This window comes from Desulfonatronospira thiodismutans ASO3-1, assembly GCF_000174435.1.
GTDB lineage: Bacteria > Desulfobacterota > Desulfovibrionia > Desulfovibrionales > Desulfonatronovibrionaceae > Desulfonatronospira > Desulfonatronospira thiodismutans.
This window is the reverse complement of record NZ_ACJN02000001.1, coordinates 634,467-659,082: the sequence shown is the minus strand read 5'-3', so window position 1 is coordinate 659,082 and position 24,616 is coordinate 634,467. Positions and strand designations below refer to the sequence as shown.

18 protein-coding genes are annotated in these 24,616 nt (G+C 49.8%); 9 read left to right on the top strand and 9 right to left on the bottom strand.

Features of this window, described 5'->3' with window-relative positions; genetic code table 11:
* Positions 1-3: 3 nt before the first annotated feature.
* The 3 genes from DTHIO_RS03025 to DTHIO_RS03015 form a co-directional block, all read right to left on the bottom strand.
* Positions 4-1,131 (bottom strand): hypothetical protein, encoded by a 1,128-nt coding sequence (locus DTHIO_RS03025; RefSeq protein ID WP_008868883.1) that lies wholly within the window; start codon positions 1,129-1,131, stop codon positions 4-6.
* Positions 1,132-1,782: 651 nt separating this feature from the next.
* On the bottom strand, positions 1,783-2,235 hold the full coding sequence (locus tag DTHIO_RS03020) for a DIP1984 family protein (protein ID WP_008868881.1): 453 nt from the start codon (positions 2,233-2,235) through the stop codon (positions 1,783-1,785).
* A 470-nt stretch (positions 2,236-2,705) separates the two neighbouring features.
* The gene (locus DTHIO_RS03015; RefSeq protein WP_008868880.1) at positions 2,706-3,470 is read right to left on the bottom strand and encodes a hypothetical protein; all 765 of its coding nucleotides are present in this window, start codon (positions 3,468-3,470) and stop codon (positions 2,706-2,708) included.
* A gap of 715 nt (positions 3,471-4,185) precedes the next feature.
* Here DTHIO_RS03015 and DTHIO_RS19445 point away from each other — a divergent pair.
* The 4 genes from DTHIO_RS19445 (at position 4,186) to DTHIO_RS02995 (ending at position 10,109) form a co-directional block, all read left to right on the top strand.
* Positions 4,186-8,013, top strand: a complete 3,828-nt coding sequence (locus DTHIO_RS19445; RefSeq protein ID WP_050775115.1) for an ATP-binding protein — start codon at positions 4,186-4,188, stop codon at positions 8,011-8,013.
* Positions 8,014-8,284: 271 nt separating this feature from the next.
* Positions 8,285-9,385, top strand: a complete 1,101-nt coding sequence (locus DTHIO_RS03005) for a hybrid sensor histidine kinase/response regulator (RefSeq protein ID WP_008868878.1) — start codon at positions 8,285-8,287, stop codon at positions 9,383-9,385.
* A 135-nt stretch (positions 9,386-9,520) separates the two neighbouring features.
* A complete protein-coding gene (locus DTHIO_RS03000) occupies positions 9,521-9,808 on the top strand; it encodes a type II toxin-antitoxin system RelE/ParE family toxin (protein ID WP_008868877.1) in 288 nt (95 codons plus the stop codon).
* Positions 9,809-9,812: 4 nt separating this feature from the next.
* The gene (locus tag DTHIO_RS02995) at positions 9,813-10,109 is read left to right on the top strand and encodes a HigA family addiction module antitoxin (RefSeq protein ID WP_008868876.1); all 297 of its coding nucleotides are present in this window, start codon (positions 9,813-9,815) and stop codon (positions 10,107-10,109) included.
* A 492-nt stretch (positions 10,110-10,601) separates the two neighbouring features.
* Here the strand turns inward: DTHIO_RS02995 and DTHIO_RS02990 are convergent, their stop codons facing one another.
* Entirely contained in the window at positions 10,602-12,095 is a 1,494-nt protein-coding gene (locus DTHIO_RS02990; RefSeq protein WP_244156326.1) for an ABC1 kinase family protein, read from the bottom strand.
* A 179-nt stretch (positions 12,096-12,274) separates the two neighbouring features.
* On the opposite strand from DTHIO_RS02990, the gene DTHIO_RS02985 reads away from it, so the two are divergent.
* Positions 12,275-13,561, top strand: a complete 1,287-nt coding sequence (locus DTHIO_RS02985; protein WP_008868874.1) for a M48 family metallopeptidase — start codon at positions 12,275-12,277, stop codon at positions 13,559-13,561.
* A 192-nt stretch (positions 13,562-13,753) separates the two neighbouring features.
* Here the strand turns inward: DTHIO_RS02985 and DTHIO_RS02980 are convergent, their stop codons facing one another.
* From DTHIO_RS02980 to DTHIO_RS02965, 4 genes are all read right to left on the bottom strand, one after another.
* Positions 13,754-15,535 carry a sodium:solute symporter family protein gene (locus DTHIO_RS02980; RefSeq protein WP_008868873.1) on the bottom strand — a complete coding sequence of 594 codons (1,782 nt, stop codon included), beginning with the start codon at positions 15,533-15,535 and terminating at the stop codon, positions 13,754-13,756.
* Between the two features lie 295 nt (positions 15,536-15,830).
* On the bottom strand, positions 15,831-16,580 hold the full coding sequence (locus DTHIO_RS02975; protein WP_008868872.1) for a 3'-5' exonuclease: 750 nt from the start codon (positions 16,578-16,580) through the stop codon (positions 15,831-15,833).
* 354 nt (positions 16,581-16,934) lie between these two features.
* Positions 16,935-18,872 (bottom strand): DUF294 nucleotidyltransferase-like domain-containing protein, encoded by a 1,938-nt coding sequence (locus tag DTHIO_RS02970; RefSeq protein WP_008868871.1) that lies wholly within the window; start codon positions 18,870-18,872, stop codon positions 16,935-16,937.
* 613 nt (positions 18,873-19,485) lie between these two features.
* Positions 19,486-19,917: a PspC domain-containing protein gene (locus DTHIO_RS02965; protein WP_008868870.1), complete on the bottom strand. Its 432-nt coding sequence runs from the start codon at positions 19,915-19,917 to the stop codon at positions 19,486-19,488.
* A 57-nt stretch (positions 19,918-19,974) separates the two neighbouring features.
* Here DTHIO_RS02965 and larC point away from each other — a divergent pair, with 57 nt between their 5' ends.
* Positions 19,975-21,138, top strand: a complete 1,164-nt coding sequence (gene larC, locus DTHIO_RS02960; RefSeq protein WP_008868869.1) for a nickel pincer cofactor biosynthesis protein LarC — start codon at positions 19,975-19,977, stop codon at positions 21,136-21,138.
* A 98-nt stretch (positions 21,139-21,236) separates the two neighbouring features.
* Here the strand turns inward: larC and DTHIO_RS02955 are convergent, their stop codons facing one another.
* Positions 21,237-22,646 carry a tetratricopeptide repeat protein gene (locus tag DTHIO_RS02955; protein WP_244156296.1) on the bottom strand — a complete coding sequence of 470 codons (1,410 nt, stop codon included), beginning with the start codon at positions 22,644-22,646 and terminating at the stop codon, positions 21,237-21,239.
* A 204-nt stretch (positions 22,647-22,850) separates the two neighbouring features.
* Between DTHIO_RS02955 and xseB the strand changes: the two genes are divergently transcribed.
* The 3 genes from xseB to nth are packed head-to-tail and all read left to right on the top strand — an operon-like array spanning position 22,851 to position 24,616.
* The gene (gene xseB / locus DTHIO_RS02950; protein WP_008868867.1) at positions 22,851-23,078 is read left to right on the top strand and encodes an exodeoxyribonuclease VII small subunit; all 228 of its coding nucleotides are present in this window, start codon (positions 22,851-22,853) and stop codon (positions 23,076-23,078) included.
* Positions 23,062-23,958, top strand: a complete 897-nt coding sequence (locus DTHIO_RS02945) for a polyprenyl synthetase family protein (RefSeq protein ID WP_008868866.1) — start codon at positions 23,062-23,064, stop codon at positions 23,956-23,958. The genes xseB and DTHIO_RS02945 overlap by 17 nt, the downstream gene beginning before the upstream one ends.
* Before the next feature lie 16 nt (positions 23,959-23,974).
* Positions 23,975-24,616, top strand: a complete 642-nt coding sequence (gene nth, locus DTHIO_RS02940) for an endonuclease III (protein ID WP_008868865.1) — start codon at positions 23,975-23,977, stop codon at positions 24,614-24,616.

Sequence of the window (24,616 nt, the reverse complement as noted above, 5' to 3'; positions counted from 1 at the left end):
TTATCAAGCGATTGATAAGTGCTTTGCGACGCATGTTATCTTCCACGAATTGATTGAGCTCCTGCTGAAAAGTCTCTGGATCCCGGTAGTTGGCACAGGCCTCAGATAGGTCAACAAGGGCCTGGCACGCTTCCTGGTAAGCCACCCCGGAACCACGGGCCACAGTACTTTGAATTGTTTTCCATTCCTGGTAGCAATTCTGGGCCAGCTCCTTGAGATGGGCTTGTCTTTTTTGGCGGCGTTTTCCTCTTCCTTCTTCTTTTTCAGCCGCTCCTTTTCCAGACGTATCTTTTGCGCAGAATCGGCATTCTCTCGAAGTTCTTCCACTGTGCGCAAATCTTTCCGGCTGGATCCATCTGATAAGCTACGCATCCAGGCATAGTATTCATTCTTGAGTTCTCTTTCTGCCTGCTGACTCTGGCCGGTCAAAAGAAGACGCGAAACACTCACCAATCTCTCATGGGACATAGTGTTCAGCCATTTTTCCATCATCTCCTGTTTCCGCTCGGGATCCTCTGCATCTGTGCTGCCCATTCCAGCTGCTGCCAAAAGATCTGGATCCACCTCCAGAAACTCTGCAAGTGCCTGCTGTGCAGGAGTCAGGCTCTTCAGTCCTTCTAAGCTTAAGGGTTCAAGCTCATCATCATCTACCATTTCCTTGGTCACTGCAGCCAACCAGCCGATATACAGGCTTCGCAAGTCTCCGCGCAACAGCTCGTCTCTGATGGGAAGCAGGCGCTGCATCCAGCTTGTTCCATCGTCCATGACGAAACGATCTAAATCTTCTGGTTCTTCATCCAGGCTCCAGGTAATCACCCAGTGATTCTGGAATGCCTTGAAATCCAGAAAGTCCTCCGCCTGCATTGTTTCCACCGTTTCCCTGGAAATGGCTTCCAGGGGCAGGTTGATCATAAACACTGCGGTTCCCCAGTTGGCCATGTATACATGGGCGTCGAAAAATTTCCGGACCAAATCAGTCGGGTTCCCCTTGAAATCACCAAAATTGTATACATTGGTCAGACTTACCGGGGTGATATGTGCTCTGGAAGATATGTTGCGTAAAGCGGACATCTCTTTAGAGGTCAGCTTTCTTTCTACAGTTAGAAACTCATAATACTGGTATTCGCTCATGATCGACTAGTTCTCCGGGCTTGTAATTTGGGCTGCGATAATGCTTGCTTCCCTTTTCTTGATTTCATTTAACACTACAGCGAAACTTATAAAATTTTTCAACCTGTCTAAACTGGGGACAGGCACTTTTGCCGGTTGCAAATTTGCAAATGCTTCGAAAATTCGGCGGCAAAAGAGCCAGTCCCCGGAGGTCAATAAATAAGTTTCGCTGTAGTGTTAGGACCTTAAAATTGCATCAGGATACCTTTTTTGGGATCAAAGTTCCTCTTTCATCAGTCTGTCATTAGAAAATCACATGTCTGATAGCCTGCGCCTCTATATTGACCAGATTATTCAGCAACATGTTTGCCATGTCCTTATTGCTGCGGGTTATGATGCTGTCCAGGCAATCAAACCGTTCACCGCAGAGCAACTTCTTATCATTCATCAGGATCTTAAAACTCCCCGTGCCCTCCCTCACTAGGTTAACTGCCTGGATGCTGGTTGTGACAATAACATTAATACGGTTTCTCACCTACTTTTGTAACAATCATCTGTTACAATAAAAGAGGAATTGAACCTCGATGTCCCAATTATCAGTTGGGCCCTTAGCAGTCATGAACTGCCAGGGTGCATCCCCGACACTTTTCCAAGCTACCAGCTAAGTCCTGATCAAATCTCTATATTCCAATTCGCTGCCTGAATCTGATTATCTATCTCGCGTGCAATTCGTGCATAACTATCGGCCTCCTTACGAATCGCTTTGACATCCACAGCCGGTATAAACCGGATCTCATTTCTGGAAAACCTTTCGGACTTAGGCGTTGCGCTATCAGCTAATCTATGAAGGATCTCGGCAATACCCGTATTCTTGTCACGTTCAGCAATAAGTTCCATAAGACTCTTGCCGCTTTCCATTGTAGTCATATTGGTCTTATTGATTAAAATAATTAATTCATTGAGTCGCTCATAAAGCCTAATCAGTTCATTCTTCAGATCCTCTGGAGGCTCAACCGGAACCGTATCACCCTCCTGCATTTTTGCCGAGAGATACAGTCGTTCTTTAACCTTCTTGATTTCTTCTTTTACATTCTTTCTTTCATTGAGCAATTCTGCAAGCTTCATCTTCCTTACCTCCTCTCTACGCAGGAAAATCACCAGAATATTCAAAGTGCGAGCCAAAGAAATATGGTATCATGTCAGGGATTTTAAGGAAAGCGGGGACAAGTATCCCGACGCACTTGTTTTTGCTACAGGGCATTTCAGCCTATTTAAAAAATAAGTACGGGGAGAGCCAGTCCCCATGCTACATGGCAACGCACTGACAGGTATGAAGACGCGACTGCAAAAAGTCTTATTTGCAGTCGCAGGAGTCAGGAGACAAGTGACAGAGATCAGTAAAAACAAATGGTTACAGAATTGGTTTGTTCCTGAATTTTGCATTCCCCGACTTTTTGCAGGTGCATCTATGAATATAAATGTTCTTTGGAATCGATATGTCTGTGACTAACCTTGCCCGCATGTTGTCATGTCACAGCACCCATCCGTACGCTACAGAACAGGCCAGCCCTTAATTTGCAAATGATCACCATCCATTACTGACCATCGTCAAAACCAGGCCGAACAAAACTTCGGGCCTGAGGAAAGACAGTTTCCATTTTCCGGCGCAAACGATCCAGGCAGAACAGTATATCCTGCACACCCTGCCTGTCGCGGACTATGTTCGCATGAACCACACCCCATGCAGCCAGAGAACGGTCAATGCCCATCAAGGCCACCTTGGCTGAACCGTCTGCATCTCGATCATAGCTTTCCAGTTCGCATTCCTCTTCTTCAGCCTTGCCGTGCAAGGCCCGCACGATCTTGGCCTCAATCAAGAACAGATACCAGGATATAATCTCTTTGGATTCCTGCAGTCCAGGAGCCTCCCCGGCTGAAATAACACCAGGGATTTTGACCGCCACATCTTGTGTCCAGACCTCCGAACTCTCCAGCCATTCTTTGGCCATCTCCCTATACTTTTTTGCAAGAATGGTGCAGATATGCTCCCTGGCTCTTTGCATAGCCAGTTCATGCCCTGCGTCCTGGTCCTCTCCGACTGCATCCAGGTCAATCCCCCGTTCCTGGGCCAGATCATAAAGCATGCTTATGGTCACTTCAAAAGTGCTGGATATGGTCTCCCAGAAAGCGGCGTTCATCTCATCCGAACTCTCTTGTTCCTGAAAGAACTCCTTCTCCACGGCAAAGTTCATACATCTGGAGGTAAAGGCACATCTTTCGCACCACCGATCGCAATAGTTATAGATTCCAGGTATAAAATCCGGATTTTCAGCAAGTTCTTTTATCCGGTCTTTATCCATATTCCAATGCTCCCTGGTAAAAAATCAAAATACTGCAAACAAGCCATAGGTACATTTACCCCATTGCCCTTTATCCAGGCAAACGACTGTCGAAAATCCGGGCCAGCTGTGACACTTGGTGGTCCACAAAATCGTAAAAGGGCTCTGTTTTTATTGTGGTGTAAACGGTCTAACCGAACTGCTTATTGCTGTAAAGTGCCTTTTCAGGAAAGCGGAGATGCCAGGGAATAAAGAGACCATTATGGTGTGAATTTGGCTACAAAGAAATTGTCCGGAAATATTGAGAGTAACCATTCAGGAGGCCGATTCCGTCACCCCCCCCCTGAATGGTTACGGGAAAGATCCGGACCTGTGCTTTAAAAGATGGTCTGACCGGTCTTACCCATGAACTGCATATCTATTGAACAGTAACAGTTTAGCTTTTTTAAGGAAAGCAGGGGACAGGCACCCCCACACTTATTTTTCTAAAGGAAGATTGACAGGTTTTAAAATAAGTGCGGGGAGAGCCAGTCCCCATGCCACATGCAAATGGCTAAACTTTTACGTTGAACACTACTATGAGATTAACGCAACTCCAGCGTGCGTTTACCGGTAAAAATGTCCTGGAATGATTTTCAATATGAGGCGGGAAAGGCTTGCAAGTCTGGGGATTAGTCATTAAGAATTTTTATCCCACAATATGCCAGGAAAGAATCACTTACCAAGGAAAAAAATAGTGATAAAGTTTTTTTGCCTGATCATTTTATTACTTTTACCCTGGAGTGTTCATGCTCAAAATGTAGAACTTACACCTGAAGAGCAGGCCTACCTGGATGATCTGGGGAAGATCACCATGTGCATTGACCCGGACTGGGAGCCATACGAGCTTGTGGATGATCAGGGCAACTTTACCGGCATTGCCGCGGATCTTGTGGACATTGTTTCTCAGAGACTTGATATTCCCTTTGTTATTGTGCCTACAAAAGACTGGGGGGAAACCCTGGAAGTCTCGAGAGAAGGCGGGTGCATGCTCATTCCTTTCCTGAACCAGACTCCGGACCGGGAGGAGTGGCTGACCTTTACCGAGCCCTTATTCACCAATCCCAACGTCTTCATCACCCGCAATGAGCACGACTATATTGCGGATCCAGCCGAACTGGTGGACCGGACCGTAGTTCTGCCTCATGGCACGTCCATGGAGGAGTATCTGCGCCAGGACTATCCCAATCTGGATATTATCACTGTGGACGACGAGAACGAATGCTACCGCATGGTCTCCCAGGGTGAAGCCGACATGACGCTGCGTTCACTGACCATCGCGGCCTTCACCATCCGAAGGGACGGCTGGTTCAACCTGAAGATTTCAGGACAGCCTCCCCAGGACCACTACATAAACCGGCTGCGCATGGGCGTGCTCAAAGACATGCCCGAACTGCGCGACATCCTGAGCAAGGCCATCGAGACCATAACTCCGAGGGAGCGCGACAGCATTGTAAACGAACATGTAAACATTATATTAGAGCAGTCCTTCAACTACGAACTGCTTTACAGGGTCTCCGGAGGGGGCATTGTGATACTTCTGGGGATTGTCCTGTGGAATTACAGGCTCAGAAGACTGCGCAATTCCCTGAAAAATTCCAATGAAGAACTGCGTATGGCCGTTCAGAAGGTATCTGAGAGTGAAGAGACTCACAGGATTATTTTTGAAAATTCTCCACAGGGCATGTTTTACTTAGATGCCTCCGGGATCATCGTAAAATGCAACGATCAGTTTGTAGAGCTCATGGGCTCAACCCGGGAAAAGCTTATCGGATTAAACTCAGCCGCTGAGTCCCCCAGCCCCATTGATGATATAATTCAGAGGGCCATGGGCGGCGAACAGACGGTATTCGAAGGCTTGTATACTTCCATTACCGGGGGCAAGACCTCTTACCTGCGAATGATATGCAATCCGGTCAATCCGGGTACTTCACCCACAGAAGTCATCGCCACGGTGGAGGACATAACTCAGCGTAAGCATCTGGAGGAATCAGTGCGCCTGAAAAATGACCTCCAGGAACTGGTAACCGAGGTTTCAACGGATTTTATCAATGCCACCTGGGAAAATATCGATGGCAAAGTCAACAACATGATCAGACGTTGTGGACAGTTTTTAAATGTAGACAGAACCTTTGTCTTCAAATTTTCCGAGGACGGGCTGTACATGTCTAATACCCATGAATGGTGCGCTCCGGGCATAGAGTCGGTTAATGCGGCCATGCAGGATGTTTCCCTGGAAGAACTGCCTGCGAATTTAGAGATTTTCAATGAACGGAAAATGTTGTTTGTTCCTGATGTGGAACAACTGCCTGAAGGTCCGGAAAAACAACTCTTAGAGGCTCAAGATGTAAAATCCATGCTGGTTATGCCCATATTGCGCAATGATAAAATCCTTGGCACTTTCGGGTTTGAATCGGTCAGCTCCAAAAGGCTGATAAATGAAGAACATGTGCAACTGCTCCAGATTCTGGGTAATATCCTGGGTGATGCATTAATTAGAAACAGCTTTGAGCGTGATCTCCTGCAGGCCAAGGAGCAGGCCGAGGCGGCCACCCAGGCCAAAAGCGAATTCCTGGCCAATATGAGCCATGAGATCCGCACACCCATGAATGCCATTATAGGCATATCCCACCTGGCTCTGCGCTCAGGCCTTGACCGCAGGCAGCATTCCTATCTGACCCGGATTGACGGTGCAGCCAGATCCCTGCTGGGCATCATCAACGACATTCTGGACTTTTCCAAAATCGAGGCCAATAAACTGGAACTGGAGCATGTACCATTCAACCTGAAAGACGTTTTATCCAGGCTGTCCTCTATATTCGATTTTCAGGCCGAGGAGAAGCAACTGAAACTGACATTTCAGCTGGATCCTGATACTCCCCTTAGTCTCAAAGGTGATTCCATGCGCCTGAGCCAGGTTCTGACCAACCTGATAAGCAATGCCATCAAGTTTACCAGCCACGGAGAAATTGTGGTCAGCGTGTCACCTGGTACCTCAAATACTGCTCACGAAGCCATCCCTGAATGTTTGCCGGCAAAGGGGTATAACCAGGTATGCCTGATGTTTTCAGTACGTGATTCGGGCCAGGGCATGGACCAGGACCAGGCTTCGCGTCTGTTCGATGCTTTTTTCCAGGCTGATTCTTCCATTACCCGCAGGTTCGGCGGCACCGGGCTGGGTCTATCCATCAGCAAACAGCTTGTGGAGATGATGGGAGGCAGTATTCAGGTTCAGAGTCAGCCCGGAGAGGGAAGTACCTTCAGCTTCACGGTTCACATGGAAAAGACCTGTGAACTGGAGCAACATCAGTCCCAGACGGAATCACACCGCGGTTCCACCCGGAAGAGCCTCTCTGGACGGCGGGTGCTCGTGGTGGAGGACAACCGCTCGAACCGCGAGCTTGCTTATGAACTGATGACAGATCTGGGTATCAACGTCGAGGTTGCCTGTGACGGCCTTGAAGGATTTAAGCGGGCCGTCCAGGAGCCTTTTGATCTTATTCTGATGGACATTCAGATGCCTGGAATGGATGGATACGAAGCTACGCGGCGCATAAGAAGCATGGATCACAGGACAGAAAAGATGGGTCAGACCTCGGAGGTTGCAGAGGGAATCCATGAATCTTTCAGTTCCTTAGTCCCTGAACCCCTGAATCCCGGAATTCCCATCATCGCCATGACTGCTCATGCCATGGCCGGTGACCGGGACAAGAGTCTTAATGCAGGCATGGACGATCACTTGACCAAACCCATTGAACCAGAGGTACTTAAGAACATGTTGCTGCGCTGGATGCCCGAGGACAGAAGTCATGGGGCAGAAAACACAAGTCAGAGTGATAAATCCAGCAGCCAGGTAGCCCAGAAAGCATCAACTGCCTTTCAGACTCCTCTTCCTTCCAGCCTGCCGCCTTTTGATATATCAGCGGCTTTAAAGCGGTGCAATGACAACCCAGAACTGCTGCGCAGGCTGATCAAGTCCTTTGGCCGTGAGTACGCCGGTGCTGCTGAGCGCCTGCGTAGTCTGCTCCAGGCTGAAAAGCTCTCAGAGGCCCGCATCCTGGCCCATTCTCTAAAAGGTTCGGCCGCTACCTTAGAAGCAGCGCAACTAATGGAAGCAGCCAGAGACCTGGAAATGGTCCTGCAAACCGAGGGATCTGACAACCAGCAAGAGCTTTTAAAGACACTGGAAAATTCTTTGCACCCGGCCCTGGCTGCTGCAGAAAGCCTGTCCGGATCATTGCCTGAAGTTGAAACCCGGCAGGAAGGCCGGGAGGATCGAAAACCAGGGGTTTTGACTCCGGAATTGAAACACGCCCTTGACGAACTGCGCCACCAGCTTGAGTTCAACAGTCTAAAAGCCCGTAAAAGTTTTGCCGCAGTCCAGGAACAGTTGCGGGATATAGTAGGGGACAGCCAGGTTTTACGCCTGGCACAGAGCCTGGAGATACTGGACTATCAGGGCGCTATAAAAAGCCTTGACGAGCTTGAGGCTGAGCTTGGCCGTAACCGGGATCCGGCTGACTGACTTCACATTTAAGTATCCAGGGGGTACTCAGTTGTACTTCCAGTCCCCAGGCCGTTTCCGACGTACCCTTAACACTACAGCGAAACTTATAAAATTTTTCAACCTGTCTAAACTGGGGACAGGCACTTTTGCCGGTTGCAAATTTGCAAATGCTTCGAAAATTCGGCGGCAAAAGAGCCAGTCCCCGGAGGTCAATAAATAAGTTTAGCTGTAGTGTTAATGGTTACCACAGATACATGTTCATTAAGATAACTTGTAAGGAGCAGGTGCTATGGAACAAGGAGCCAGGATTCTGGTGGTGGACGATGATGCCAATATTGTCCAGCTGATTGCTGATATCTTTGAAGATGAACATGAAGTTCTTTTTGCCTTGAACGGAGAGTCCGCCGGCAGGATCGCCGATACAACCAGACCGGATCTTGTTTTGATGGATGTGGTGATGCCCGGCATGGACGGATTTGAAACCTGTGCCCGTTTCAAGGAAAACCAGAAAACTGCTCATATCCCCATAATTTTTCTGACTTCAATGGACTGTCCCGATGATGAAACCCGGGGCCTTAAGCTGGGAGCTGTAGACTACATTACCAAGCCCATCAATCCAGCCGTACTCAAGCAGAGGGTCAGGACTCACCTTGATCTGTACCAGGCCCGGCAACGCCTTGCCGCCCAGAACAAGTCCCTGATGGAGGCAGCGCGCATGCGCGATGAGGTTGAGCATATCATGCGCCACGACCTCAAAAGTCCTCTTACAGCCATGACAGGACTGCCGGATATCCTGCTCATGGATGACAATCTCACAACAGAGCAGCGGGAAACCCTGCAGCTGATGAATGAACAAGGCAGGCGGATGCTGGACATGATCAACATGTCCCTGACTCTTTTGAAAATCGAGTATGGTGATTATGAACCTGTGCTGGAGAAACTGGATATTCTGGCGCTTCTAAGAAACACAACCTCTGAATTGAGTCAGCTGGCTAAACAGTACGGGGTTTCATGCAGACTTCTTGTGAACGGAAATCAACCTGATTCCCAGGACCAGGTCAACATCCTGAGTGAAGATCTGCTCTGCCGCTCTATTTTTGATAATATCTACAAAAATGCCATCGAGGCCTCACCACGAGGCCAGGTGGTCAGCATCAGCATCTTTACCGGTCCCAGGACGTGCGTTTACATAGAAAACAAAGGCGAAGTTCCGCAAGATATCCGTGACAACTTTTTTGATAAATTTGTCACCCAGGGCAAGGTCGGCGGCACCGGACTGGGGAGCTATTCATCCAGACTGGCGGCCAGAGCTTTGCAGGGAGACATTGAACTGGATACATCTACTCCGGGGCAGACAACTATATGTGTTTTTCTGCCGGGTGTCAGTTAGTATGTGCTGAATAGTTAAATGGTAACAGGTTAAGTGTACTCGTCCGGTTGAAATGCTGGCAGGAGACGTGTATTTTGACCCTCTTGCGACATCATCTCTTGACAGTCTATAACGCGCGGCATTAAAAAATTTATAATGATCCGCTCAATACAGGACAAAGAAACCAAGAGGGTCTGGAATGGCCAAGGGTCGACACGCTTGCCCCAGGATATCCAGCGCATTGCTCGAAGAAAACTCCGGATGATCAACAACGCCCAAAATATAAACGATCTGCGCATTCCTCCGGGTAATCGCCTGGAAAAACTGAAAGGAAAAAAACATCATCAATACAGCATTCGGATTAATGATCAATGGCGAATATGTTTTGAATGGGGAGAAGGTGATGCATACAATGTCGAAATCATCGATTATCATAAGGAGTGATGATATGAATCAGCGATTGCCCAATATTCATCCCGGAGAAATTCTACTGGAGGAATTTCTTCTACCTCTTGGCATAAGCCAAAATAGACTTGCTCGCTCTTTGAGCGTTCCTCCACGTCGCATCAACGAAATTGTCCACGGCAAGAGATCCATATCGGCTGACACAGCTATCAGATTAGCTCGATATTTTGGAAACTCCGAGAAATTTTGGCTGGGTTTGCAAGAAGATTTTAATCTGGAAGAAGCACGTAAGAGACTTGGCGACCGGCTGGATCTTGAAGTTAAGACCTACGCTGCATAGACATTCTATGGCAGCTTCTGTTTAACCTGAGACACTGTGGTACAATAAGAAATAGGGCCGGCTCGTTATTGACAGTAAAAGCTTCTTCTCACGCTGGCCTGTGCCCGCAACCCAGATAAAAAAAGAGTTTTTTGCCCACAGATCACACCCAGTGAAATCCGCTGCGCTGAGACTTCGTCTATTTCACCGGGCAGGCAAATTGACACAGATATAAGAGATTGAAGTACCATTCAGGGGGTCCTCGGTGCTTGATTACTGGCACAAGGCCTGGGGACTGTCTCTCGCTGTTTAGGTCTGTGCAGGATCACGGAATTTTGCGCTTGTAATTTTGGTGATTCTGAAGGCAAGGTGTCGCGGGGACTGTTCCCAGTCACGCCAGAGGCTTGATTCCGGTACCCCCTTGAATGGTTAATGAAATTTTATTGCCTGTCCCCGGGGTCAAAAATCAGTTATGTTTGAGTGCACAACATATCAGTGAGTTATGTACAAAACCTACCTGAGCGTACTCCATATCTTGAAAGCTCCCACAAGGAAAACAAATCCTGCCAGAACGCGGCTCAGGTGGAACTCCAGAAAAAGAATGAAAAAAGAACCGGCCAAAAGCACCAGACCGACCCCCAGAGGGCGCAGCAATGCCCGGATATGTTCATCCAGCGCTTCCAGTGTCTTACGCGACAGACGTACATTCAAGTTTCCGTCACTCATATCCGTAAGAACTGATTTGAACCTGCTTATGGTAAAAGGCAGGGCGGTTATTTCTCTTCTGGCAACCGATGCGAACCCTTCTTCCATGCCCAGGGCCTCAGGCAGCCTGTTTTGAAGGACCGGGAGAATATCCTTTATGCCGTTGAAATTTTCTATGTATGTTGTGCCCAGGCCTTCTATCAGGGTGCTGGCCCGCATGACATAAACCACTTCCTGGGGCAGCTTGAAGGGAAAATCCTTCATGGAGTCCAGGACTTCAAAAGCCAGTGCCTGCATATTGGCTGCGCTGAGGTTGACGTTGCTGAAGATATCAAACATACGTTCAGCCAATTCACGTATTTCATCAGGGGAAGCCGTGGATGTCACAAGCCCCATACGTTCACAGGCTGAGGCAAACATCTCGAAGTCGCGCTCATGAGCAGACTTGACCAGTTCAATCATGGCCACCCTGGTGGAATTGGGCAGGCGTTTGACCATTCCGAAGTCCAGAATGGTCAAGGAAGCATCGTCCTGTACCAGAATATTGCCGGGATGCGGATCAGCGTGAAACAGTCCCTTGACCAGCATCTGGCTGGCGTACCAGGAAATAAGGTTTTCCATGACCTTTTTAAAGGCAATCCCGCGCTGCTGTATTCCGGCCTTGTCGTCGACGCGCAGGCCGCTTTCAAAGCTCATGACCAGTGCATCATGACTGCAGTATTTGGGATAGTACTCCGGCATTGAAATGGTTTCATTTTCATAAGTTTCTTTGAACTTGCGCAGGTTGTCCAGTTCCATGGCCATGTCCACTTCCTTGAGCAGCATTGCCGAGAATTCATTCAGAACCGCCTGCAGGGAATTTCTGGTATGGCTGGTGAAAAACGGCTGGAAAACCTTGAGAAAAAATTTGAGGAGGCCTGCATCGATACGGACTTTTTTTTCTATGTCCAGACGTCTGATTTTCACAGCCACCCGAGTACCGTCTTTTAATTCAGCCTGGTGCACCTGCCCGATGGAAGCGCTGGCCAGGGGATGGCGATCAAACGAGGCAAAAGGGAACTCCCGGCTATAGGCCCTGGAAAGCATACTGCTCAGATCTTTTTCAGGCATGGGCTCTACTTCATCATGAATGGCGCGTAATTGTCTTAGATAGTCCTCTGTGAAAAAATCAGCCCTTGTTGCCAGAACCTGGGCAAGTTTTATAAAGCTGACTCCCAGCTCAAGAATGACTGCTTTCAGATCTCCCGGTTCCAGGGGCTTAATGCCCAGAAGACTTTGCTTCTGCCTGAAAATCAAGAACACAGTCAGGAGAAAGCGAAACGTTTTCAAAACGCGTTTTGGCGAGTAGTGCTCAAGCATATTGCCATCAGTACACGGGATTGATTATTTTTATCAACTGTTGCATATTTATCAGGTAGTCACAAGCAACCCATTTTCTAAGTGTCGTTGCAGGGTTACTTGCAGGATATAAGGAGAAAAGTTTGCAGACAATTATATTTCTGGGTGCAGCTGCTCTGCTGGCGGCAAGGGCCTGCTGGCAGACCGTGCTGGCCGTATTGAACCGTACCCGGGTCCTGAGCTTGAGGCACCATCCTCCTGAATCGGTGTTCAGAGTAATGGACCGGGAGACTTATGACAAGTCAGTAGATTACACCCTGGCCAAAAACAGGTTTGAGCTCTGGAGCATATGGTATGGTACAGTTATACTGGCGGTGCTTCTTTTTTCCGGGATTGTTCCCTGGTTTTATCACAATTTATTTGAATCCGGCAGCGAGTTGCATATCCTGAATGAAAGCCTTTTTTTGGCAGCCGTATATGTCGTCTTTTTCCTTGCAGGACTCCCCCTGGATTTTTATTCCAGCTTCAGGCTGGAAGAACGATTTGGATTCAACAAAAGCACCATGGGGCTGTGGATTTCAGACCAGTTCAAAAGCCTGGTCATTGCTCTGGTTATCACCGTACCGCTTTTAAGCCTGATTATCTGGCTGATAATCATGGCAGGCAGCCTGTGGTGGGTATGGGCCTTCGCACTGGTCTCTTTGTTTCAGCTGGTGATGATGGTCCTTTACCCCATGCTTATTCTGCCCCTTTTCAACAGGCTGACTCCGTTGCCTGATGAGGAACTCAGGCAAAGGCTCATGAATCTTGCCGACAGGGCAGGGTTCAAGGCCAGAACCATCCAGGTCATGGACGGAAGCAAACGGTCCGGGCATTCCAACGCCTTTTTCACCGGCTTCGGCAGGTTCAGGCGTATCGTATTTTTTGATACACTGATTGAGCAGCTTGAACCCCGGGAACTCGAGGCAGTGCTGGCCCATGAGATAGGTCACTACAAAAAAGGGCATGTGCCAAGAATGCTGGCTATTTCCGCAGCCATGTTCCTGGCCGGCTTCGCCCTGGCTGCCTGGCTGCTTGAAACCCCGGCCTTCATCCAGGCTTTCGGATTTCAGCCGGAGCATGCAGGTCCGGGCCCTGCACTCCTGCTTTTTGCTCTGCTGGCCGGGGTGGTTGCTTTCTGGCTCAGTCCTTTGATGGGTGCTCTATCCAGGAAACACGAATACCAGGCTGACAGTTTTGCTGCAAAGCAACTGGGAGACGTGCAACCCATGATCAGGGCGTTGACCAGGCTGGGTACAGAAAACCTGGCCAACCTGACCCCGCATCCTTTATACAGTGGTTTTTACTACTCGCACCCGACTCTGATGGAGCGTATAGGTGCCCTGGAGCAGGCGGCAGAGGGAAAAGAAAAAGCACCGCCGCCTGCCTGATTCAGCTGGGTTCATCCCAGGGCGCCCGTGCCCAGAAGCACCAGCCATAAAAGGATGAAAACCAGTACTGCGATCAACCAGATATCTTCTGATTTCATTGTTATATCTCCTTGGTGGTTATGATAATAAATTCGTCCCCGGGCACCGGGATTATGGAACCCGGGGACGGTCTGTCAGTTTCAGCCAGTTGGATCAGGTCACCTCGTGGACAACAATTTTGGATTCCGTTTCAGCCCGACGGATCTGGTCATTGGTAATGGTGGCCATTTCCGCCTTGAAGCACAGAGCCCACATCATGATAATCCCCAGGATCCACCAGACTATCTGCCATGACCAGGCCGCAGGAAAGCCGGCAAAGGAAAAAAGACCCCAGTTGCTCATCATGGCCAGGGGACCGGCGGCAAAGAGAAACCACACGGGTATAATGTATTTCATTGAGTTACGCCAGGTTCTGCCTCTGGGGCCTGGCTCTTCAATGTTGTCCAGCCAGGAGCGTACTTCTTTCTGCCTGTCCATGGTAGCCTGGTTGTCGGTTCCTCCCAGAAACCTGCTCAGGTAGGCAACCAGCAGCCCGGTTCCTATACCCCAGGCCGCGCAGTGAATGGTCAGGGGATTGGGGAAGACGTAATAGGTGATGAATACTGCTATAAGCCCGGCCAGGATTCCCAGAACCGTTCCAATGGAAGGCCAGCGGAATCCCCAAAGGGTGCCCATGAGAGGGATGTACATGATAAAACCCAGGGCTGTGGCCAGGGCCCCCAGGATAACCAGAGCCGCCTGGGAGGTCAGCCCCACAATCAGGGCCAGTATGGTCAGAATGGTCACAAAAAGGCGGTTCATCCAGATCTGCTCGGCATGGCCGCCCTGTTTGTTTCTGATTTTGAGCCACCAGACATCGCGCAGCAGCATGGAACCGGCAGTGCCTATGTACGGGGCTGCCGTGGAGTGCATGGCCGCGATGAGTCCGATAAAGCAGATGCCCAGCACAAAGGGCGGAAGAAACTTGGCCATGAGCATAGGCACAACGTCTGAATCCCTGGCCGGATCAATGAGGCCCTGCATGTCCAGAATCTGGCCTCCCAGTCCCTGAAAGGCAGTAAAGAAAAACATGGCGAAGCCCACCAGGAATGCGGACATGAAAACCTGCTGCCAGGCGAAAGGCCTGGGATTCTTGTTGGCGAACTGCCACATGGTAAAGGCCGGTGAAGACTGAATACCCATGAGAGAGAAGAGGTAGGTAAGAATCATCAGGGCTGTCCATTTCTCCTGTCCCACAGTGAATTCCATTATGCTTGGTATTTCCAGAAATTTGTCCGGCATGTTTTGTATTTCCTGACTCATATGGCTCCAGCCACCGAAATGGACCAGGACATAAGCTCCAACAGTCAACATGGCCACCATGAGCAGGATAAACTGGACCACGCCCACCCAGGTGCTGGCCTTAAGACCTCCGGTGACCACGTAGAACCAGACAATAAAGGCCATGAGAATGGCTCCCCAGGAAAGAGGGAAGCCGGTCACCCAGTGAAAGAGGGCGCCTGCAGCCATGAGCTGGATGGCTGCATAAAAAATCCCGAAAAGAATGGCCGTGAGCACTGCAAGCCAGCGTACTCCTTCCCGGTTGTAATAATAGGCGTACATGTCTCCCGGGGTGACGAAACCGTATCTCTTGCCCATGAGCCAGGCCCTTTTGGCGAAAAAGGACCCTGTCAATGGTATGGTCAGGGCATAAAAGGATACAAAGCCATAAGCAAGCCCGTACTGCCAGATGAGCCCCGGATGGCCGATAGTGGTCCAGCCGCTGAAGGAAGCTGCTGTTGCGGCCATGAGAAAGGCAATCATGGGGATCTGGCGTCCGCCTATGGAATAGCCGTAGGAGGTTTTTTCCGTGAAAAAACCCTTCAAGCCCCAGGAAAAACAGTAAATAATGTACAGGGAAAGAAAAACCCATACCCACGTTGTGTCGATCTCCATCCTCCTTAACCTCCTTTTAGTATAACTTGTCTGTAAATAAAATAGATGTAACCATTCAGGGGGCACAGGGGGGCAGTCCCCGCGACACTTTTCCTGCACAATACAAAAAGTTCAGACGCGAAATTTTGTGAAACTGCATAATTAGAACTTAGCGGGTACAGTCCCCTGGTCTTGGGCCGTTAGTCACCATCGAGGACCCCCTGAATGGTTACAAATAGATGACCAGGAAGAGCAGGGAGAATAAAACGCTCTTCCCGCCTTTCCTGGTCCTTGTGAATGTTTTGCCTGTCCTGTTTTAGAAAAAGCGTCGCCTGATACAGCCCGCCCTGCACAGGTCTTTCAAGGTCCAGGCAGCATTGACCTGCATCTTGTGCACCAGATAGATGAACAGGTATGCCGTCTGCAGGGCATCGGTAAAGGCATTGTGCTCAGTAAACAGCGGCAGCCCGAATTCCCGGCTCAGTTTCCTCAGGTTATAGGAATATTCCTCGTAGCATTCATAAGCGCCCGTCCACTGGCCTTCACGGTACTGCCTGGCCAGACGCATGGTGTCAATGCAGGGATTGTGAAGTTCTCCTCCGAATTCTTTTTTCAGTTCCCTGTTGATTACACTTATATCCAGGTTGATATTGTGACCGACTATTATGGAGTTTCCGCAGAAATCCAGCAGACCCTGCAGGGCTTCTTTGAGTGGAGGGGCCTTCTGGGCCTCTGAAGGAGTAATTCCGTGAATAACTATGCTTTGCTTGGGAACGTCCCTGGTGGGACAGGCACAGAAGTAAAAGCTCTGTTCCATGTCTATGCGCATTTCGCTTATGCGCAGAGCTCCTATGGTAACTATCTCGTCTTTTTTGACGTTTAAGCCTGTAAGTTCCGTATCCAGAACCACAAAATCGTACTCATTCAGGGGCCTGCTTTGATCCAGGGCATCGAAATATTCTTTGCTCCGGGCCAGCAGGGGATGAGCAGGCCGGCTGTCTTCTCTGCTGAAGGGCCAGGCAAATCCTGACAGGATATTTTGAGTAAGTAGGTTCAACGAAGCCATATTATGCCTCTTTTAATTGCTGTACGTCCGGGTATAGGGATCAGCAGCCTGCAGGAAAAAAATGCACTGGAAATATGTAACCATTCAGGGGACAGATACCGGCCAGGGGACAGTCCCCGCGACACTTTTACTGCACAACTGAAAAGTACAGACGCAAAATTTTGTGAAGCATCATAATCATAACTTAGCGGGGACAGTCCCCTGGCCTTGTGCCATCAGCCACCACCGAGGTCCCCCTGAATGGTTACGGAAATATTATCCAGGAGATGTAGTGGCCTTGATCAACCGTAACCATTCAGGGTAATGCCTAAGCCGGCCATAAATGAACACCGGGGACACTCTGAATGTTTACCATCAACCCATGTTCAGCTTGAAGGTTTCTTTAAGAAAGCTCTGCAGGTTGCTGATGACCGAAAAGGCCCCCTTGAGGGTCTGTTTTTCCAGGTCGCTTAATTCTGCAGGGTCAATATAATTGTGCGGCTGTTCACCTGCCTCCATGAGCTTTAGCTGGTTTACGAATCTAAGCTGCATCTGAAATTCATAGGATTCCCTGGCCCGCACAAACAGGTTGTGAGGCATATGCCCTTCCCGGTCAAGCATCTCCAGTCTTTCCAGAGTGTTGGTTTCCATTATTCCATGCTTCAAAGCCATGACCCGGGCAAAATCCCAGAAGGGTACCAGCCCCCTGGCTTTCAGATCCAGGCGGTTTTTATGTTCTCCATCGCGGTCCACAATGAAGTTTTTGAAAAAACTAAGAGGGGGTTTGGTGCGAAAACAGTCCTGGGCCAGGTAGCGCAGGAACATGTCCTTGCCTTTTACCAGGCTTTGCAGCTCGTCCTTGAGCTCCTGGCCCAGCACCATATCACCGTAGGCCGGGCGAAAATCAAAAAATATGGTTGAATTGAGGACCTCCTGGGGCTCGGGCCTGTTTACCCATCTGGAGAAATACTGCTTCCACACGGAAAGGGGTTGCCGCCACTTGGGGTTGGAGGCCATGTTGCCTCCCTGGCACAGAGGATAGCCGCATTTAACCAGGTGATTTATGGCTTCCTCTCCGAAGGTCTCGAAATATTTTTCCGCCTTTTGTTTCTGCTCTTCATTTTCTGGATCCTGGTAGACCAGGGCATTGTCCTGGTCTGTGCGGAAGGTCTGCTCCTTGCGCCCTTCGCTGCCCATGAGCAGCCAGCAGAAAGGTACCGGAGGCGGCCCCAGCTGTTCCTGGAGAAGTGTCAGAAGCCTTGTGAGTATCAGGTCGTTGAGGATGGTGATCATCCTGGTGATATTGTTGGCCTTGGCCCCTTCTTCAATGAGAGGACGGACCACCAGGGGGACTTTCAGGGACAGCTCGTAAAGCCTTTCAATCCTGTTCTGGTGCATTATCTCCTTGAAAAGATAAACAGGGGATTCACCCTGGAGAACCAGGATGTCGTGACTTGTAATTACTCCGATGATCCTGTCTTCGTCCTGCACCGCCAGGTGGTGAATGCGGTTGCTCATCATGTCCAGGAGGGCATCAAAGCAGACCCTTTGGGCTGATATGGTTTTTATCGGCGAACTCATAACCTTTTCCACTTCTGTGGAGTAGGGCAGACCCTTAGCCACGACCTTGGAGCGTATATCCTTGTCCGTGATGATCCCGGAAACTTTTCCGTATTCGTTCCTGATAAGCAAAGACCCTATGCCCAGATCAGACATGCGTTGAGCAGCCTGCTGCACACTCTGGACAGGGGTGATGATTTCCGGTTTTCTGCGGATGACGTCATTAACCTTTACCGTAAAAAGATACAGCGAACCTTCGGTTTTGGGGGTGAGTCTTTCCTTGCGCAGTTCATCAAGAGACTTCTGAACATAATCCCTGGAAAAAACCTTGAGATAATGCTGGGCAAATCCTGGATGGGTTTTTAAAAGCTCCAGAAAGGACTTTTTGGGGAAAAGAAAGCAGAAAGTATCCTCCACAGCCTCTACGGTCATGCTGGACCTTGATCCCCGGATCACCGCCAGTGCCCCAAAAACCGAGCCCTCTCCACGGTAGTCCTTGAGGCTTATCTCCCCGGCCTGGTCCTGGAGATAAATTTTGACACCTCCTTTCTGGATCAAGTAAACATAATTTACTTCAGACACATCCTGGGTAAGAACCCTGGTGCCTTTGGGATAAAAATCCACATTGGCGTTCTTGGCCAGGTTTACCAGAGTACTGTGCTCCAGATCCTTAAAGGGGAGGACACCCTGGAGAAAGTCCACCACCATATCCGGGTCATGGGCCTGCAGGCCTTCTTTTTTCTGTCCAAACATCTTGTTCTCTTGAATTGATTTAATTAAAAGATACGGCGCTACAGTCGAAAAAAGGCTTCTGGCACAGAAACACCACGAAAATTAAGTAGCAATTCAACAGCAGGGGGTTGATCAACCATAACCATTCATGGGGGTGCCGGAATCACGCCTCTGGCGTGACTGGGGACCGTGACTGGGGACAGTCCCCGCGACACCTTGCCTTCACAATCACCAGAATTACAAGCGCAAAATACCGTGATCCTGCACAGACCAACACAGCGAGGGACAGTCCCCAGGCCTTGTGCCAGCAATCAATACCCAGGACACTCTGAATGGTTACGATCAACCCATTGCCGGAACAACTTTTGATTGATTGAGCTGGTTTTAATGCGGCACGTTTTTCCCTCCGGGTTGCGTCAAAAGTGCTGCTGTTCACCAGGGTTTGCGTGCCTGATATGTTATGAACAATACAGACAGTCTATTTTGACCTGCATCCTGTTTTAGATAAACGGAGTTAAAAGGGATGTAAGGATGCCTGAAAAGAGCGGCAATGCACACTCCATGCAGTCAGCCGTTCAACGGTCAGTTTTGACCGCTCACCTGTTGACCGGGCATGCCTCTTCAGCAGACAGGCCTATGATGCCTTTATTATCCCGGTTATGATAAAAAGTGTGGCAGGCAAAAGGAGAAAAAGCGCAGGTACGCTCAGAAGCAAAATGAACAGCTGGTCCGGGTTGAAAAGGGCCAGAAACAGAAAAGGAGCCAGGTTGAGCACAACCCCGAGCATGGTGTAATTGTAAAATGTTTTGGTCCTGGCGGCTTTTTCTTCCTGCTCCTTTTCAGTAAGCTCACCGGATGGCTCAGGCATGGCCAGCCACAAAAGAACATACAGAAGCACCGGAGCCATGGAGGCCCACAAGCCCATAAAGGGCATAAAATTCAATAAAACAAACGCCAGGAAAAACAGGATGCGCAACAGGGACCTGCTGACTTGCCAGTGATGAGCCAGTCCTGCCAGCACACCTGCCAGAAGGGCGTCTTGTAAATTTTTTTGTATCGTTATCATCTTTTAAATTCAGCAAGCTGCTTATCGTCAACAGTCAATTCAAATCACGGAGAGGCCATGTCTTTACTTTACCTGGACCTGGAGTGCGGAATCAGCGGAGATATGTTTGTCTCGGCTCTTTCAGACCTTGGGGTGGATTTCACCCCTCTTGAAGAAGCCTTTAACAGCCTGGAACTGGGAGTCAAGATGAAATTCGCCGGAGACTCCAGAAACGGTATCACAGGCAAAAGGGCTGATTTCAGCTGGGAGTCAGACCAGCCATTGAGACTTATGCGCGATATTCATGACCTGCTGGAGAGACTGCCTGTTTCAGAGTCTGTAAAATCAGGTTCAAGGCATGCCTTTGAGCGCCTTGCCCGGGTGGAAGCCTTTGTACACGGCATGGATGTGGATAAGGTACATTTTCACGAAGTAGGGGCCCTGGACACTCTCATGGATATTGTCGGGGCTTTCTGGGGGCTGGAAAGCCTGGGTGTCAGTCGCGTGTGGGCTTCGTCCGTTCCCTGGTTCAGTGGAAAGGTTCAGACCGCTCACGGGGAGCTACCCCTGCCTGCTCCGGCTACGGCTGTGCTCCTTGAGAACAAGAAGATAAAGCCCTCCGGGTATGACTGGGAAATTATTACCCCCACCGGTGCCTTGATTCTGGATCAACTGGTGCAGGAATACACTACAGGTTTTCCGGGAATACTTAAAAAGTCAGGCACAGGCTTCGGTGAAAAACAGGCGGGTTTCAACGGTCTGCGTATCTTCCTGGCAGAGATGGAGGAAAACCCTGATAAATACGGCCAGGATAAAGTCTGGGTGCTTACCACAAACATAGACCATCTTACAGGAGAAGAACTGGGGTTTTTACTGGAAAATATAATGCAGGCCGGAGCTCTGGATGTGATCCACCTGCCCGGGACAATGAAAAAAAACCGTCCCGGATGCCAGGTGCAGGTCATGTGCAGACCTCATGAGTTAAAAAGTATTCAGGAAGCTTTTTTCAGGCATTCGCTCACCCTGGGGCTGAGGGTCCAGCTGCAGGAGCGCATTTTTCTGCCGCGAAGAAGCACACAAGTTAAGATTAAAAACCAGAGTATCCAGGCCAAGGAAGTATTTTTTGACGGCAGGACTTATGTGCGACCGGAAATGAATGATCTTTCAGGCCTGGCAGACAAATGCAAAGAGTCAGTGGTACAGATCCGGCTTTCAGGAGAAGGGGATGCTGAAAAGATGTGACTGCAAAAAGTCAGTTTTGTCACGCTGACCACGCTGACCACGCGAGGCGCGTGGCAGGACGCGTGGCAGAAGTCAGAGGTCAGTAAAAACAAAGAGTTTCAGCTGGTCAGCTTTGCCAGAAGGTTTTGTGCACTCTGGTTTTCCGGGTCCACTTCCAGTGCTTTTTTAAGATACTTCACCGCATCGCCGGGTCTGTTCAGTGCCTGGTAAACCTTGGCCATATTAAACGCAACGCTGGAATACTGGTCCACTAACTCCGGGCTGACTTCCACAGCCTTCTGGAAGTTTTCCAGGGCCTTGTAGTACTGTTTGCCCTGGGCATAGGCCATGCCTACATTGTAATACAGACCACCGTCCATGGGTGCAATCTTGAGGCCCTGACTGTAGTATCCAATAGCTTCCTCCCATTTGCCCTGCTGCCTGAGGCTTATCCCGATCTCGTTGAACATCCATATGTCTTCTCTGCTCAGGGCGCTGCCCTTGTGTTCTATGGCCTTGGCCACGTACTGGGAACTCAGGTCCGGGCGTTCATCCCGGACTTTCCTTGCGATCTGCATGATGGTGGAGCTGATCAAGTCTCTGGCCTGCTTCTGTACCTGCCTTATGGCCTGGTCGAAATTGGCCTTTGCTTCTTCTTCGTTGTCCATACGCAGGTAAGTATCACCAAGATCTATTTTACGTTCATGATTCAGGGGAGAAAGCTTGTCCAGCTTTTTCAGGTACTCCAGCTTTTTCTCCAGGTTGTTCATTTCCGAGTAAAGCCGGGCGAGTTTTTTCAGGGGTTCCAGGTACATCTTGCTGGTACCCGAAGCCTGGATGTAAAATTTCTCCGCGGCCTCAAAATTCTTTCTTTTCTTGGCTATGTCTCCTTTGAGGATATAGGCTATAGCGCTGTCGGGCTTTTGATTTATGATTTCCTGGACCACATTCTCCGCCTGGTCCAGATGATTTTCCATAAGCAGGGCTTTGGCCTCGTCCACCTTTTGGGCCAGTTCATTGTTGGGATTGAGAGTCAGAGCTATTTTCTGTATCAAAGAATTGACGGATACGGGTTTGACTATGACGTTGTCCGCGCCCATTTCGTACATTTGAATGATATTGCTGCGATCAGTCTCGGAGGTCATGACAATGACCTTGCACTTGTGCCCCAGTATGTTCTTGAAATTTTTGATATTTAAAACATTGCTGGCACCGTCTGTTGAAGATTCCACTAAGAAAACCACCTGGTTGAAGCGTGTCAACAATGACTTGGCGTCAGCCCCGGCTTTTTCCAGGTTCTGTTTGTGGAAAAAAGAGTTGGCGTCGATTCCCAGGGCCTTGTACATGGCTTTGACAGCCTTGATAAGCAGGGAGTCCTGGCTTACGGCTATGATACAGCCCTTTCCGTCCGTAAGAAAAAACTTGACAATTTTTTCGTAAATAGTGAGCTTTTTTTTGTTTTCATCCATGCTGTTTACCCTTGCTGCAAATGCAGAGATGCTGGTGCGGCAGTCCTTATGCCGTGGCATGCGGCCTGCAAATGCATACTTACCAAGTATGTTTGGTTTCATGGGTCATAATTAAAGAGGGATGGGGTGTCAAACCCTTAAGACACGTTAAGGCCTGCATTTAAACCGCCTAACCGCTCAGGAGGCTCCTGATGCCGGCTGTGCGCGTCTGGACTTGTTGTCTTGTAAGGTTGTCAAACTTCAACTGAACACCAGGATATTTATATGCCCGCTAAGCAGGGAGACTTCGACAAAAAGATGCAGAGGCTGCAAAAGATTGTACAGGAGCTGGAAAAAAAGGACCTGCCCCTGGAAAAAGGCGTGCAGCTTTTCAAAGAGGGTATGGAAATAACCAGGACATGCCGGGAACAACTGGAAAAAGCCCGGCACGAGATCACTGTTTTAGCCGAGGATGCGCAGACACCGAGAGGAAATGATGAACAGGGAGTTTAAACAGGAACTGGCCTCCAGGGCAAAGGAGATAGAAGATTACCTTGAAAGCTGTCTGCAGTTTGAAGGGGTTCCCGGTGAACTGCAGCAAGCCATGGAGTACAGCCTCATGGCCGGGGGAAAAAGGGTCAGACCTGTTCTATGCCTGGCCTGGGGAGAGATGACCGGGGCATGCACAAAAGATATACTGCCCTTTGCATCTGGTCTGGAGATGATCCACACCTACTCCCTGGTACACGATGACCTGCCGGCAATGGACAATGACGACCTGAGGCGGGGCAAACCCACCAGCCACAAGAAATTCGGCGAAGCCCTGGCCATTCTGGCCGGGGACGGCCTTTTGACCCAGGCCTTCGCCATGATGCTCAAGACCTCGTTCCCGGCGGAAAACGTCCTGGCTGCCGCCGGCACTGTGGCCCAGGCGGCCGGTCCCGCCGGCATGGTAGGGGGGCAGTGCATTGACATGCGCGCCACCGGCCGGGAAAGCATGGAGCTCGTGGATCTAAAGGGCATGCATGCCATGAAGACCGGGGCTCTGCTGAGAGCTGCATGCTGCAGCGGAGCCATACTTGCCGGTTCAGATCCCGAAAATGGAAGGGACACCTTGAACGCATACAATTATGGCAGCAACATCGGCCTGGCCTTTCAGATCGTAGATGATATCCTGGATGTGACAGGCGATGAAAAATCCCTGGGCAAACCTGTGGGAAGCGACGAGTCGGTAAATAAATCCACCTACCCCAGGTTTCTGGGGCTGGAAAAAAGCCGGGAACTGGCCCAGACAGCAGCTGACGAGGCAAAGACGTGCCTGAGGGATTACCAGGGGCAGGGCAGGGACTTTCTATACAGACTGGCCCAGTATATTGTGGACAGGGCAAGTTGAACCCTAGTCGGTCCCCATGAAAAAAACCAGAATTTTTTTGCCCCGGGAAGTGGTTAAAAGGCTCAGGAAAAGTTACCCGGCCCCGGCAACCGCCCTTAAATGGCAAAGTCCCTGGGAACTTCTGGTGGCCACCATCCTGTCCGCCCAGTGTACCGATGTCCAGGTGAACAAAATCACTCCCGGGCTTTTTTCCAGATGGCCTGACCCAAAGTCCCTTTCCATGGCCGACCCGCAGGAGGTCCAGGAGGTAATCAGGCCGGCAGGCTTCTTCCGGACCAAGTCCAGAAACATTATACAGGCAGGCGAAATCATAAATAGAAGATTCCAGGGCCGGGTTCCGGCGGACATGGAAGATCTTATGAGCCTGCCCGGAGTGGCCAGCAAAACCGCCAATATAGTCCTTTACGGTGCATACGGCATTAATGCCGGAGTGGCCGTGGACACCCACGTAAAAAGGACAGCCCGCCGCCTGGGGTTGACCCGGTCACAGGATCCCGGAAAAATTGAAAAGGATCTCATGTCTCAATTTGAGCAGGATGACTGGGGGGATCTAAATCACATGCTGGTGCTTCTGGGCCGGGAAACATGCCGGGCAAGGAAGCCACTGTGCGGCGAATGCCCGCTTTTTGAGATCTGCCCGAAATTTATTTCCATATAA